The organism is Sorangium sp. So ce448, from assembly GCF_051520915.1.
Lineage (GTDB): Bacteria > Myxococcota_A > Polyangia > Polyangiales > Polyangiaceae > Sorangium > Sorangium cellulosum_B.
Genome location: NZ_CP150343.1, coordinates 12,857,097 through 12,869,651 on the forward strand (window position 1 = coordinate 12,857,097; position 12,555 = coordinate 12,869,651).

Below are 12,555 nucleotides of genomic sequence, written 5' to 3' on the forward strand. Positions count from 1 at the left end.
CGTCAGTAGGGATCGGGCTTCGGCGGCGGGACGGTGGGATCCGCCTCGGCGGGGGGCTTGACGACCTTCGGGGTCGTCGTGGCCGCGGGGGCCGGCCCTCTCTGCGCGTGGGAGAGCGTCACCTCGAGCTCGATGTCCCGGTCGAACACGAGCATCCGTCGTTGCGCGGCGTGGCCTGGCGCAGAGACCTCGATCCGGTGCGCCGCGCCGTCCTTGATGAGCTTGCCGTCGAACGGGTTCGAGGGGAGCTCCACCCCGTCGACGAAGATCTTCGCGCTGGCGGGGCTCGCCTTGATCGATGCGCGGAGGAGCGACGCGTCGGTCTGCTCGCGTGGAGCGCTGCTCGCGGCGGATGGCGGCGAGGGCTCCGGCGCGGGCAGCGCGCTCTCGGCCGGCGGCGGGGGCGCGCGGAGGCTCTGCTGGACCGGATCGCGCAGCTTCAGGTACAGCGTCGCGGCGCTGACCAGCGCGATGACCGCTGTGAACGCGACGAGCGGCAACCGGGAGCGCCGCGGCGCCGGCGCCGGTTGAACGGTCGTGGCCGGCTCGGTCCGCACGACGGCGTGGAGCGTCGCTTGCGGAGGGCTCGAGCGGTGGAGGGCGCGCGTGGGCGCCGATGGCGAAGAGCCCGTGGTCGCGCCGTCCTCCTGCGCGGGAGGATCCGAGTCGAGGGGCTCGCGCCCTGGCAGCGCCGGCAGCCTCGGCGCGCGGCCGGCGAGCCCCGCGCTCCCCGCCTCCGCGCCGTGCTCCTGCAGCTGCTTGAGCTGGCGATCGATGATCGCCCGGATCTCGGACCGCTCGCCGGCGAACAGCTCGCGCATGAGGGCGCCGAGCTGCTCGGCCGTCACCTGCTCTTCCAGGCGTTCCGTGTAGCGAGCGAGCTCCGTGCGGAAGGCGGCGGCCGTCGAATAGCGCTGGTCGGGCGAGTGCGCGAGCGCCTTGGCGCAGATGCGCGCGAGCTCGACGGGCACCTCGGGGCGCGCGGACCGCAGGTCCGGGATGTCCCGCATCAGGCGCGAGATGATCTGCGGATCGGACAGCCCACGCCAGAGGCGGCGGCCGGCGAGCATCTCCCAGAGGATGACGCCGGCCGAGAAGACGTCCGCGCGCGGATCGATCTGGGAAGAGTGCGAGAACGCCTGCTCCGGCGCCATGTACGCGACCTTGCCCTTCATCGTGCCGGTCTGCGTCTCGACGAGGCGGTGCGCGGCGAGCGCGATCCCGAAATCGACGATCTTCACCTGCCCGTCGTAGGTGACGAAGATGTTGTGAGGGCTGATGTCGCGGTGAACGACGTTGAGCGGCGTCCCGTCGTAGTCGACGAGCTCGTGGGCGTAGTGGAGGCCGGCCAGCACCTCGCTGAGGATCCAGAACTGGACGGCGAACGGGATCGCCCGCGCTTGCTCTCGCGCGCGGGAGATCACCCGGCTCAGCGGCTGCCCGTCGAGGTACTCCATGGCGATGAAGTACTCGCCGTCCGCGAGGCCGACCTCGTTGGTCTGCACCACGTTGCGGTGGTTCAGGCGGGCGGCGAGGCGGGCCTCGTCGAGCAGCATGTCCCGGAACTCGGGCTCGTCGGCGATGTTGGGCCGGAGGCGCTTGATGACCTGCAGCTTGCTGAAGCCCGCCGGCCCCACCGCGACCGCCAGGTGCACGTCCGCCATGCCCCCGTGCCCGAGCGTCGCGATGAACCGGTATTTCCCGAAGCTCCGCGCGTGCCGATCCGAGGGCGACGGCGGCGCGTCCGGCGGCGCATCCCGGCCGACCGTGGTCGGCGCGTCGCGATCCGCGCGCCGCACCTGGACGGTGGGCGGGGGCTCGGCCGCGGGGACGAGCCCCTGCCTGGAGACCAGGGTCCCGCCGTCGATCGCTGCCCGCACGCGCTCCGGCGGGCCCGAGGCGGCGAGCTCGTTGCTGCGGGCGGAGTCCGCCGCCCAGTCAGCCTCCTCGATCGTCCCTTTGCGCTCGCCCACCGCCGAATGGTCCTGATCCAAAGACGTGCAGTCAAGCTGACGACAGCGCGGGTCAGCAACGCCGCGGTGTCTGCTGCTACTGTTCGGGGCGTCACTCCCCCCAGGCGGTCCCGGACCCCGGGAGGCGCAGGAAAATTCTCCTGTGATTGCGCACCTTTGCCCGTGAACGAGGTAGCCCGATGCCCTGTGACTCGATACCGCGGCGCCTGCTAGGCCAGGCGAAGGCGCGTCCCGAGGCTCCTGCCCACTACGTCAAGGAGGGGGGCTTCTGGAGGATGACCAGCTTCCGGGAGTACGCGGGCGAGGTGCGGCGCGCCGGCAAGGCGCTCCTCGCGCTCGGCCTCGATCCCGGCGCCACGGTCAGCCTCCTCGGCTTCAACCGGCCCGAGTGGGTGGTGCTCCACGTGGCCTGCATGGCGATCGGGGGCGCTCCCGCGGGCATCTACACGACGTGCTCGCCCGAGGAGGTGCGCCACGTCGTGCGCCACGCGGGGTCGCAGGTGGTGCTGGTCGAGGACAGGGCCCAGCTGGAGAAGGTGCTGAGCCAGTGGGATCGGCTGCCGCAGCTCTCGTGGGTGGTGCTGATGCGTGGCGCGGAGTTCGCGGGCGATCCGCGTGATCCGCGGATCCTGGCCTGGGATGAGTTCCTCGCGCGGGGCGACCGCGTCTCGGACGAGCTGCTCGAGCAGCGGCTCGACGCGCTCGAGCCGAGCGGCCTCGCGACGCTGCTCTACACCTCCGGGACGGTGGGGCCGCCGAAGGGGGTCATGCTGAGCCATGAGAACCTCACGCGCTCGGCGGACATGGCGGCGCGCCTCATGCCGTGCTCGTCCCGGGACATCGCGCTCTCCTACCTGCCTCTTTCGCACGTCGCCGAGCAGATGTTCACGATCCACATCCCGGCCTCGGTCGGCGCGGCCGTGTACTTCGCCGAGTCGATGGCGGCGCTCGCCGACAACCTCAAAGAGGTGCGGCCTACCGCCTTCTTCGGGGTCCCGCGCGTCTGGGAGAAGCTGAGGGACGGGATCGACGCGAAGCTCTCCGGCGCGAAGGGGTTGCAGAAGATCATGCTCGAGCAGGCGAGGCGCGTCGGGCTCCAGCACAGCGAGCTCCGCGCCCGAGGCGAGCAGCCGGGGCCGCTGCTCGCGGTCCAGCACCGCGCCTTCGACAGGCTGGTCTACGCGAAGGTGAAGGCGGCCGTGGGGCTCGGCCGGGCGCACGCGTTCAGCAGCGGCGCGGCCCCCATCGCGAAGGAGGTCCTCGAGTTCTTCGCGTCGCTCGACATCCTGATCACCGAGGTTTACGGCCAGTCCGAGGTGACCGGCGCGACGAGCTACAACCTGCCGGGCAGGACGAAGCTCGGCTCCGTGGGGCCGTCGGTGCCAGGCATGGACGTGAAGATCGCGGACGACGGCGAGATCCTCGTGAAGGGGCCGACCGTGTTCCTCGGCTACTACAAGGAGCCGGAGGCGACCGCGCAGGCCCTGGTCGACGGCTGGCTCCACTCGGGGGATCTCGGCCGATTCGACGAGGAGGGGTTCCTCCACATCACCGGGCGGAAGAAGGAGATCCTCATCACGGCCGGCGGAAAGAACATCTCGCCCAAGAACATCGAGGAGGCGCTCAAGCGCCACGACCTCATCGCCGAGGCGGTGGTCGTCGGCGATGGGCGCAAGTTCCTCACGGCCCTGCTCGTGCTGGCCCCCGACGCGGTGAAGCGCCTCTCGGCCGAGCGCGGGCTCGGCCGCGAGCTCTCGCACGCGTCGCCCGAGATCAGGGAGGCCGTGCAGCGGGCCGTCGACGAGGTGAACGGTGAGCTCGCGCAGGTCGAGACGATCAAGAGGTTCTCGATCCTGCCGCGCGGCTTCACCATCGAGGACGGCGAGCTGACGCCGACGCTCAAGATCAAGCGGCGCAATGTGAGCCAGAATTTTGCGCGCGAGATCGAGGCGATGTACGCCGAGTAATCATGCGCAACGAGCCTGCCACAGCCGTCTCCTTCGACTTCGGCCAGACCCTGGTGGAGCTCGACACCGGGCTGCTCTCCGCCCGCCTCGCCGAGCGGGGCATCGCCGCGCCTCGGGAGCGGCTGGACGCGGCGGTGGACGAGGGCTGGCGCGCGTACAACGAGGCGATCCAGCGCGGGCTCGGCGGCCACCCGTGGAAGATCATGATGCGCCGCCTGCTCGAGGCGGGCGGCGTCGAGGCCAGCGCGCGCGACGCGGCGGTCGACTGGCTCTGGACGGAGCAGCCCCGGAAGAACCTCTGGCGCCGGCCGATCGCGGGGATGATCGACGTCGTGATCGAGCTCCGGCAGGCCGGCGTGCCGGTCGCGGTGCTGTCGAACTCGGAGGGCCGGCTCGAGGAGCTGATCGAAGAGCTCGGCTGGTCGGCGCACTTCGTGGCGGTGGCGGACTCGGGGCGGCTCGGGTTCGAGAAGCCGGGCAGGGAGATCTTCGCGTGGACGGCCGAGCGCCTCGGTGCGCCGCTCGCCGCGGTGGTCCACGTCGGCGATTCCTTCGCCGCCGACGTCGGCGGCGCTGTCGCGGCAGGGATGCGGGCCGTCTGGTTCAAGGGGGAGCCGACGAGGGCTGCGGAGGCGTCCCAGGCCGAGCGGGTGGCGGTGTGCGACGGCGCGGAGGCGCTGCGCGGCGCGCTCCGGGCGTTCGGCGTCCGCTTCTAGCGCGTGCGCTGCGCCGCGCGCCGTCGCGTGGCCAGCGATCTCCAGGAGCCCGTCACCTGGCGAGCGCGGCCCGCAAGCGCGGCGCTCGCGCGCGAGGTCGCGAGGTCGCGAGGTCGCGAGGTCGCGAGGTCGCGAGGTCCAGACGCGCGTCGCGCGCTCGCCCTTCCGTCCGTGAGCACGAACGTCCCGGAAGGCGATCGTCCCCGCGCTCGTCGCGCGCGCTTCTCCGCTGGCGCTCCTCGTCCTGCTGCCCCGCGCCGGTGGGTCGGTCTCCGGATCGTGCAGCCGATGCACGTCGCGCGGTGGTTCGGGCATTGCTGGAGACCGGCTCACGATGATCGCCAACGATGCAGACATCGAACAAGAGTCCGGACGCCGGGAGCGGCGAGCGAACGTTCCCGCCGCCGTCCCTCGCCTCTTCGGCGAGGTCCGCCGCGCGGACGAGCGGCTCGTCTCGCTCGTGCAAGAGCGCCCTGTGGCCACGCTCCTCGCGGTGGCCGCCGTGGGTTACCTGATCGGGCGGGTCGTTACGCGGTTGAGTTGAGGAGGTCGTCATGACGGTACGCGAGGTCGAGGCCGAACGGGATCGCGATGCGCGGGAGATGGTGAATGATGCGCTCAGCAAGCTCGACGCGGCGGAGGTCACGCGGGCGGTCTCGGCGTTCGCGCGGGACAACCCGCACGTGGCGATCGCTGCGGCGGCTGGGCTGGGGTTCCTGCTCGGCGGGGGCCTGACGCCGCGCGTGCTCAGCAGGCTCGGGTCGCTCGCGACGCGCAGCTACGTCAAGAGCGCGTTGGCCCAGGCGGTCGAGCTCGTCGTCGATGAGCAGACGCGGTCCCAGAGCCATCTCGGCTCGTCGCCCTGATCCAGCAGGCACCTGCTGCGCGTTCCCTTGGCGGAAGGCGGGGTCGTTTGAACCGCCAAGGACGCCAAGGTCTCTGAGGTTTTTCTCGGCGCCCTTGGCGGATTGGCGGCTTCACCACGGGCGCGTCCGCGCGTGGATCGCGGCTCGCCCGGTGCTCGTTCGCAAGATCGCCGGGCCACGCCGGGCGCAGGTCCTCCTTCAGGCCCTGCGGCTGCAGGTCTTGCGGATGCGGCGACCGCCGCTCTCGCTCAGCACCTCTTCAACGCTGTGGGAAACGTCGGGCAAGCACCGCACGGAGAGCAACGCGCCGCCGCCGGCGCTGCCGTCGTCGAGCCGGCGCGCCTCGTACTCGGGCAGGCGCGCGCCGAGGACGGCGCCGAGCAGGGTGCCGGCCGCGCCAGCGGCGCCCGCTCCCGCGAGGCACGCGACGATGGGCCCCGCCAGGAACGCGTCGAGCCGCGGAATGATCAGCGCGCCTCCTGCCGTGATCGCCGCGAGCGTACCCCCGACGAGCCCTCCGATCACGGCGCCCAGGGCGGCTCCTTCGGACGCCTTGCTGTGGATCGTGAGCTCGATCTCGTCCAGACGGGAGTGCTGCCTGGGCACCATGCTGATGTCCTCGGCCGCGACGCCCAGGGCGAGGAGGCGGCCAAGTGCGCCCGCGGCTTCCGTGCGACCTGGGAAGAATGCAGTGAGCGTCCGGTAATACATCATTCGACGAGTGCCCCTGTGCCGCGGTTCGCGAGGTGTCTCGTTCAATCCATCTGCTCTCGGAAAAGCATCGCTTGTGCCGCTCCGGCTGCGCAGATGTCGCTCGGCTGCTGGAGCACATCCCGGGAAATGATGGAAGGCGCCGCTCCGCGCGTGGGCGGTGCGGCGCCTTCGCGCCCCCCTGGAGCTCGCTCAGCGGGCGCCGAGCTCGTTGGAGTACGAGCCGGTGCTCTCCTGGAGCTTCTCCTGGATCTGGTCCTGGGTCCGCTGCGCAGCGCCCAGGGCGCGCTCCTTGGCCCTCTCCGCGCGCTCGCGCAGCCGGCTCGTGCTGTCGCGCAGCCGGCGGCGAGCCTCGTCACCTGACGTCGGCGCGACCAGGACGCCAACCCCGACGCCCATGGCGACGCCGAGGCCGAGCCCGAGCGACAAGGGAACGATCCAATCGAGTGAGCTCCTTCTCTTGTAGGGGAACATGTCGGCCATGTAACTGACGAGATCGTCTGCCTTCATTGTGGCTCCGTCGGTTCGTATCGCGTGGGGGCGCGTAACGCGTATCCCTCAGCGTGGATTCACGTGGATGGAACAGTGACCGGCGGGACGTGAGGCAGCGCGCATGCCAAGGGCATATTGCGCACGGAGGGGGCAGGGCAGGGGGCTGCCCTGCCCCGAGGAGCGATCGCGGGCGATCGCGGTGGAGGAGCGCCGCGGCGTTACCGGCAGAAGCCGTCGATGCAGATCTTGCCTTCGCTGCAGGGCGTCTCTGGATCGCAGTCGCCGCCGAGGTTGTCGCTCGACCCGCAGACCTGGTGCTCGCCGGAGAACGTCGCCACCGTCCTGCACTCGCTCAGCGAGGGCGACTGGTTGTCGCAGGCGTTCGGGTTCGGCTGGTCGCACGAGATGTAGCAGCTGTGGTGCAGACAGATCGACCCCGGCGCGCAGACGTCCTGCGCTCCATCCTCGCCGCACACGAAGTTGCTCGACTGATTCGGGATGCAGCCGTTCTCGACCCAGACGTCGCCCTCGGGGCAGGCGGCGCCGTCGCTCCTCGGAACACAGGCGCCGTCGACGCAGACGGCGGAGGGGCCGCCGCAGTCGTCGGTGATGACGCAGGGCTGCGCAGGGCGGGAGCAGATGCCGAGGGTCTCGTCGCACCGGTAGCTGCTGGGGCAGTCCGCGTCCTCGCTGCAGGCGGGCGTGCATTTGCCCTCGACGCACTTGTCGTTGACCGGACACTGCGTCTGATCGAAGCACTGGTCCTGAGGCGCGGTGCAGATGCCGCTGACGCAGAGGTAGTCCGCGCCGAGGCGGGCGCAGTCGGCGTCGGCGCCGCACGCGGCCGGGCTCGCCGGCACGCACGTCGCGTCGGCCTCGTCGCCCTCGCAGACATAGCCGTGGATGCACCCGAGCGGCTCGCCGCTCGGAAGGACCTGAGCGCAGCTGCCGGGCTGACACGTGCCATCCGGCGCGCAGGTCTCGCCATCGGCGCAGTCGTCCGGGTTGCCGCAGTACACGACGTCGCCGGGGGCCCCGCCGCTGCCCCCTTCCCCGGAGGAGCCGCTCGGGACGCAGGCGGCGGTGCGGTCGTCGGCGATGACGCACTCGAAGCCCCGGCTACACCCCCAGGTCGTGCAGTCGCCGATGTGGCATTGGTTGTCCTCGCCACAGGTCTCGTTGATCCAGCAGTCGGCTGGCCCGTCACAGCCGCTCGGGATGCCGGGCGTGCAGTCCTCGACGACTGCATCACAGAAGGGGCTGTCGGCGTCGTCGTCGTAGATGGGGCAACCCGCGAGGAGGGGCGCCAGCACGCTCGCGAGACCCAGCAGAGTAAGTCGCTTCATTCACCGTCTCCCGAAAGCATTCGGCCGCCCGGCGTCGAGGAGCCGCGCCCTCGCGCGTGACGGTCGCGACCGGACGAGCGTAGCAAGCGACATGCCCCATACAAGCCTGGCAGGTCGCGGCGTATTTCGGCCGATCGCGCGCTCGCCGTGAAGCCGCGTTCACGTCGGCATGTGGCGCGCGAGGCGAGGCGAGGCGCGGCCCGGCCCCGATGTGCCGTGCCTCGCGGAGGTCACGCGGCGGCGGACGCGACATCAGGGGGCAGGGGGGACCCCAGGGGAGGGGGGAGCCGCAGGGAACCGTGAACCCTGAACCGCCGAGGAAAGCGGAGGACGGCGCGGCGCGGCGCGACCCTTTGGGGCGCACAGGGGAACCCGTGCTACCGTTCCGCCGAGTTCCGGGCGGCTACCTCCGAACGAGGAACCCCGGCAGGCTCGCGCCTGGGGGGACCAGCCGTTCGCGAGGACACGGGGACCGGTCGAGCAGATGGATGTCACCTGCGAGCGTTGCAGCACCGAGTACGAGTTCGACGACGCGCTCGTGTCGGAGCGCGGCACGACGGTCAAGTGCACGAACTGCGGCTTCCAGTTCAAGGTCCGCCGCACCGACGGCGCGCTCCCCGAGAAGTGGGTGGTGCGCACGCTCGGCGGCCGGGAGCTCGAGTTCAAGATGCTCCGGGAGCTCCAGGCGGCGATCACCCAGGGCCAGATCACCCGCGATGACGTGATCTCGCGCGGCAACGCGAGGCCGCGGCGGCTCGGGTCGATCGCGGAGCTGGAGCCGTTCTTCAAGGGGCCCGGCAGCATCGTGATGGCCGGGACCGCGCTGGGCATCGGCGGGCCCTCGCCGTTCCCTGGCCGCTCGAGGTCGCTGACGCCTCCAGGGCTCGGCGGTCCGGCGCCGGCGCAGACCGAGCACTCGGTCGCGATCCCGCTCCCGCGGGCGGAGAGCGACGCGGACGTCGCCCCCGAGTCCATCCACGAGGCAGAGACGGTCGTTCGGGACGTGCGGGAGGTCCAGTCGGGCAGGGAGCGCCCGTCACCGCGCCGCGGGGCGCAGACCGCGGCCTATGACTCCGAGGCCAGCGCCCCCGCGCGGGTGATGACGAAGCCGGGCGCGCTGCCCGGGGTCGTGGTGCCGCCGGAAGAGGCGCCGCCGCTGCCGGACGGGCACCCCGCGCGCCGGCAGGAGCCGCGGACCCTCCGCGGCGCGGGGGTCGTCGAGGCGCGCCAGGGCAGCGCCAGGCCCGCGGACGCCGGCGGCGAGGGGCAGGGGCGCGCCGCAGGCGTCGTTCCGCTGCGGATGCCGAACAGCGTCCCACCGCCGCGCATCGAGCGCGCCGACAGCGCGGGAGAAGAAGCCCCCGTGGCGAGGCGCGGGGCGCCGCGCGCGGCGGGCGAGGACCACGCGTCGCGGCGGGCGGCGACGTCGGGGTCGCCGACCGCACCCGCGGAGCCGGAGGGGCGTCCCTCCTATGTCGACGAGGGGGACGGCGACGCGGGGATCACGTCGCTGCCCTCGAGGAGGACGGGGATCGCGCGGTGGGTCGTCGGCCTCATCGTCGTCGGCCTCATGGTGGTGAGCGCGGCGACCCTCGGGCCGAAGTACCTCAAGCCGGCCGTACAGGCCCGGCCTGCCGCGAGCGACGATCGCGTCTCGGCGCTGCTCGCCGAGGGCGAGAGGAGCCTGGCCGAAGGGGATCCGGAGACGGCGAGGGACAAGCTCGTCAAGGCGAGCGCGCTCGCCGAGGACGACCCGCGCGTCGCGGCGGCGCTGGCCCGGGTCGAGACGGTGAACGCGGACGTGCGGTGGCTGCGGCTGCAGCTGCTCGTCGCAGGGGACGCGGATCTGGACACGGCGCGGCACGAGCTCGACATCGCGATCGAGCGCGCCCGCAAGGCGGTCGAGCACGCGCGGCGCGTCGCGCCGGCGAACGCCGAGGTGACCCGCGCGGCGATCGATCTGCTCCGCATGCAGGGCGACCTCGCCTCCGCGCGGAAGCTCGTCGGCGCGATCTCGGCCGAGAGCGCGCAGCCGGAGAGCGCGCTGACGCTGGCCGCGCTCGATCTCGCGGAGGCACATCCGAGCTGGGCCGCCGTCGTCGAGCGGCTCCGGACGGCGGCGAGCATCGAGCAGAGCCCCGGGCGAGCGCGGGCGCTCCTCGTCTATGCGCTCGCGAGGTCCGGCGATCTCGCGGCCGCGCGCGCCGAGAACGAGCGCCTGCTGGCGACGAGCCGGCAGCACCCGCTCGCGCGGCCGCTCCGGGCCTTCATCGACCGGATCGAGAAGGCGCAGGGCGAGCCAGGAAGCGTCGCCGAGCCGGCGTCGAGCGCGCGCGCGGGGAGCCCGCAGGCGGGCGCTCCTCCGCCGAGCCCAAAGGCCGCGGCGAGCGCTCCTCCCGCGAGCCCGTCGGCCGCGCCGGGGCGCCCTCGGCGCGCGCCGGAGTCAGAGCTGGACGACGGCCGCGTGCCCGACGACTACGTCGCCCCGGGCGGCGCCATCGATACGAGCGATCTGCCCGGCGTGCATCCGCCGCCGACCGCCGCGCCTGGGGCGACGGCGCCGCCGATCGACACCTCGGATCTGCCTGGAATGAAGCATGAGTAAGCGCCGAGCTCGCGGGGCGCGGTGGACGGGCGTCGGCGCCCTCGCCGTGGCGGCATCGATGGCAGGGTGCACCGGGAGAGAGCGGGCGGCGGCGCTGCCGGCGCCCGCCGCGGCGGGCCTCGACGAGCCGGCGGTCATCGAGATCGATCTCTCGCGCGGGCTCCCCGAGAGCGCGTCCGCGTCGCTCTTCGGCCCGCCGAGCGGCAGGACCCACGCGCAGCTCGTGCAGTCGTTGCGAGCGCTGTCCGGGTCCGCGAGCGCGAAGGGGTTCCTCGTGCGGCTCGGGAGCGCGCGCCTCGCGTTCGCGCGGGCCCACGAGATCGGCCGGATCCTCGGCGATGTCCGCGCGGCGGGGCGACCTGTCGTGTGCCACGCGGACGAGTACAACAACGCGACCATGCTGCTGGCGTCCATCGCCTGCAGCAAGCTCTGGCTCAGCCCTGCCGGGCAGGTCGACACGGTGGGGATCGCGGCGCAGCTGGTGTTCGCGAAGGGGCTCCTCGACAAGCTCAACGTGGACGTCGACTTCCTCCAGGTGGGGAAGTTCAAGGGCGCGAGCGAGCCGTTCACGCGGGAAGGGGCGAGCCCCGAGGCGCGTCGATCGCTCGAGTCCGCGCTCGGCGGGGTCCGCGAGGCGTGGCTGTCGGCCATCGTGGAGGGCCGCGGCAAGGAGGAGCTCCGGGAGGCCCTCGAGGACGGCCCGTTCGCGCCTGAGGAGGCGAAGGCGAGGGCGCTCGTGGACGAGATCGGCGATCTCGAGTCCGCGACCGAGGACGCGAAGAAGCTCGCCGGCACCGAGCGCACCGTGCCTCGGTTCGGCGGCGCTCCGCGCGATTCGAGCTTCTCCCGGAGCCTCGTGGACGTGTTCCGCTCGGTCTCCGGGGCGAGCTCGCTGGGGACGCCGCATGTGGCGGTCGTCCCGGCGATCGGCGGCATCTCCATGAGCGCCAAGGGGATGCCCATCGGCTCATCGGACGGGATCGGCGAGCGCGAGCTCGGGCAAACGATCACGCGCCTCATCGAGGATCAGAGCGCGAAGGCGGTCGTGCTCCGGATCGACTCGCCCGGCGGCTCGGCGCTGGCCTCGGATCTGCTCTGGCAGAAGCTGATGCGGCTGCGGCAGAAGAAGCCGCTGGTCGTCTCGATCGGCGGGATGGCCGCGAGCGGCGGCTACTACCTCGCCTGCGCTGGCACCAAGATCGTCGCCGAGCGGACGAGCATCATCGGCTCGATCGGCGTCGTGGGCGGCAAGTTCGCCGTCGGGAAGGCGCTTGCGGACATCGGGATCAACGCGGAGACGGTCGCGGCCAACCCGGATCCTCAGCGGGCAGCGCGCGCCGCGTACATGTCGGCGCTCACACCCTGGGACGAGCCCACACGCGCCCGTGTGCTCGCCTCCATGGAGGCGGTTTACGATCTGTTCCTGAAGCGCATCACGGCGGGACGGAACCTCCCGTTGGAGACGATCGCGCCGTCGGCGGAGGGACGGATCTTCGGCGGGGTCGAGGCCGCAGGGCGCTCGCTCGTCGATGAGCTCGGCGGCCTGGAGCGAGCGATCGCGCTCGCGCGCGAGCTGGCGGAGCTGCCGGCGGACGCGCCGGTCGAGATCGAGCAGGACGACGGCGGGCTGCTGGAGCTCCTGGCGACGGGCGACGAAGCCAGCGAGGGCAGCGCTCGGGCTCCCGACCGCGCAGCGCTCAAGGAGCGCGCGCGGGACGCGATGGCTTCCGTCCTCCTGCCGGAGTGGCTCGGCGTCGCGCCGGAGGTCGGGACCTTCGCCGCCTCCATGGCGCCTCTCCTGGCCGGAGAGAGGGCGCTCACGGTGGTACCGTTCGCGGTGACGCTCCGGTAAAGCGCGAGATTGCACCGGAAGACTGGC

Annotated in this window: 10 protein-coding genes; 6 read left to right on the forward strand and 4 right to left on the reverse strand. The window is 72.4% G+C overall.

The features are described from left to right. Window positions 1-2 precede the first annotated feature (2 nt). A complete protein-coding gene (locus tag WMF45_RS48335; protein WP_437713857.1) occupies window positions 3-1,973 on the reverse strand; it encodes a serine/threonine protein kinase in 1,971 nt (656 codons plus the stop codon). A gap of 179 nt (window positions 1,974-2,152) precedes the next feature. Between WMF45_RS48335 and WMF45_RS48340 the strand changes: the two genes are divergently transcribed. The 4 genes from WMF45_RS48340 to WMF45_RS48355 all read left to right on the forward strand — a co-directional run bounded on the left by WMF45_RS48340 (window position 2,153) and on the right by WMF45_RS48355 (window position 5,522). Then, on the forward strand, window positions 2,153-3,940 hold the full coding sequence (locus WMF45_RS48340; RefSeq protein ID WP_437713859.1) for an AMP-dependent synthetase/ligase: 1,788 nt from the start codon (window positions 2,153-2,155) through the stop codon (window positions 3,938-3,940). A 2-nt stretch (window positions 3,941-3,942) separates the two neighbouring features. Beyond that, window positions 3,943-4,656, forward strand: a complete 714-nt coding sequence (locus WMF45_RS48345) for an HAD family hydrolase (RefSeq protein ID WP_437713861.1) — start codon at window positions 3,943-3,945, stop codon at window positions 4,654-4,656. A gap of 334 nt (window positions 4,657-4,990) precedes the next feature. Then, the gene (locus tag WMF45_RS48350) at window positions 4,991-5,200 is read left to right on the forward strand and encodes a hypothetical protein (protein WP_012241308.1); all 210 of its coding nucleotides are present in this window, start codon (window positions 4,991-4,993) and stop codon (window positions 5,198-5,200) included. Window positions 5,201-5,210: 10 nt separating this feature from the next. Then, window positions 5,211-5,522: a hypothetical protein gene (locus WMF45_RS48355; protein ID WP_437713863.1), complete on the forward strand. Its 312-nt coding sequence runs from the start codon at window positions 5,211-5,213 to the stop codon at window positions 5,520-5,522. 198 nt (window positions 5,523-5,720) lie between these two features. Here WMF45_RS48355 and WMF45_RS48360 read toward each other — a convergent pair whose 3' ends face one another. From WMF45_RS48360 to WMF45_RS48370, 3 genes are all read right to left on the reverse strand, one after another. Beyond that, window positions 5,721-6,236, reverse strand: coding sequence for a hypothetical protein (locus WMF45_RS48360; RefSeq protein ID WP_437547566.1), 516 nt, complete (start codon window positions 6,234-6,236; stop codon window positions 5,721-5,723). A gap of 189 nt (window positions 6,237-6,425) precedes the next feature. Next, on the reverse strand, window positions 6,426-6,743 hold the full coding sequence (locus tag WMF45_RS48365) for a YtxH domain-containing protein (protein ID WP_437713865.1): 318 nt from the start codon (window positions 6,741-6,743) through the stop codon (window positions 6,426-6,428). A 200-nt stretch (window positions 6,744-6,943) separates the two neighbouring features. Then, window positions 6,944-8,071 (reverse strand): hypothetical protein, encoded by a 1,128-nt coding sequence (locus tag WMF45_RS48370; protein ID WP_437713867.1) that lies wholly within the window; start codon window positions 8,069-8,071, stop codon window positions 6,944-6,946. Between the two features lie 484 nt (window positions 8,072-8,555). Between WMF45_RS48370 and WMF45_RS48375 the strand changes: the two genes are divergently transcribed. Beyond that, window positions 8,556-10,676: a zinc-ribbon domain-containing protein gene (locus WMF45_RS48375; RefSeq protein WP_437713869.1), complete on the forward strand. Its 2,121-nt coding sequence runs from the start codon at window positions 8,556-8,558 to the stop codon at window positions 10,674-10,676. After that, on the forward strand, window positions 10,669-12,528 hold the full coding sequence (locus WMF45_RS48380) for a S49 family peptidase (RefSeq protein WP_437713871.1): 1,860 nt from the start codon (window positions 10,669-10,671) through the stop codon (window positions 12,526-12,528). Before WMF45_RS48375 ends, WMF45_RS48380 begins: the two co-directional genes overlap by 8 nt. Window positions 12,529-12,555 lie beyond the last annotated feature (27 nt).

What these genes read in the sequence shown, in the direction of transcription:
- WMF45_RS48340 (WP_437713859.1), top strand. Translation starts at nt 2,153, where the DNA reads ATGCCCTGTGACTCGATACCGCGGCGCCTGCTAGGCCAGGCGAAGGCG.
- WMF45_RS48345 (WP_437713861.1), top strand. Translation starts at nt 3,943, where the DNA reads ATGCGCAACGAGCCTGCCACAGCCGTCTCCTTCGACTTCGGCCAGACC.
- WMF45_RS48350 (WP_012241308.1), top strand. Translation starts at nt 4,991, where the DNA reads ATGATCGCCAACGATGCAGACATCGAACAAGAGTCCGGACGCCGGGAG.
- WMF45_RS48355 (WP_437713863.1), top strand. Translation starts at nt 5,211, where the DNA reads ATGACGGTACGCGAGGTCGAGGCCGAACGGGATCGCGATGCGCGGGAG.
- WMF45_RS48360 (WP_437547566.1), bottom strand. Translation starts at nt 6,236, where the DNA reads ATGATGTATTACCGGACGCTCACTGCATTCTTCCCAGGTCGCACGGAA.
- WMF45_RS48365 (WP_437713865.1), bottom strand. Translation starts at nt 6,743, where the DNA reads ATGAAGGCAGACGATCTCGTCAGTTACATGGCCGACATGTTCCCCTAC.
- WMF45_RS48370 (WP_437713867.1), bottom strand. Translation starts at nt 8,071, where the DNA reads ATGAAGCGACTTACTCTGCTGGGTCTCGCGAGCGTGCTGGCGCCCCTC.
- WMF45_RS48375 (WP_437713869.1), top strand. Translation starts at nt 8,556, where the DNA reads ATGGATGTCACCTGCGAGCGTTGCAGCACCGAGTACGAGTTCGACGAC.
- WMF45_RS48380 (WP_437713871.1), top strand. Translation starts at nt 10,669, where the DNA reads ATGAGTAAGCGCCGAGCTCGCGGGGCGCGGTGGACGGGCGTCGGCGCC.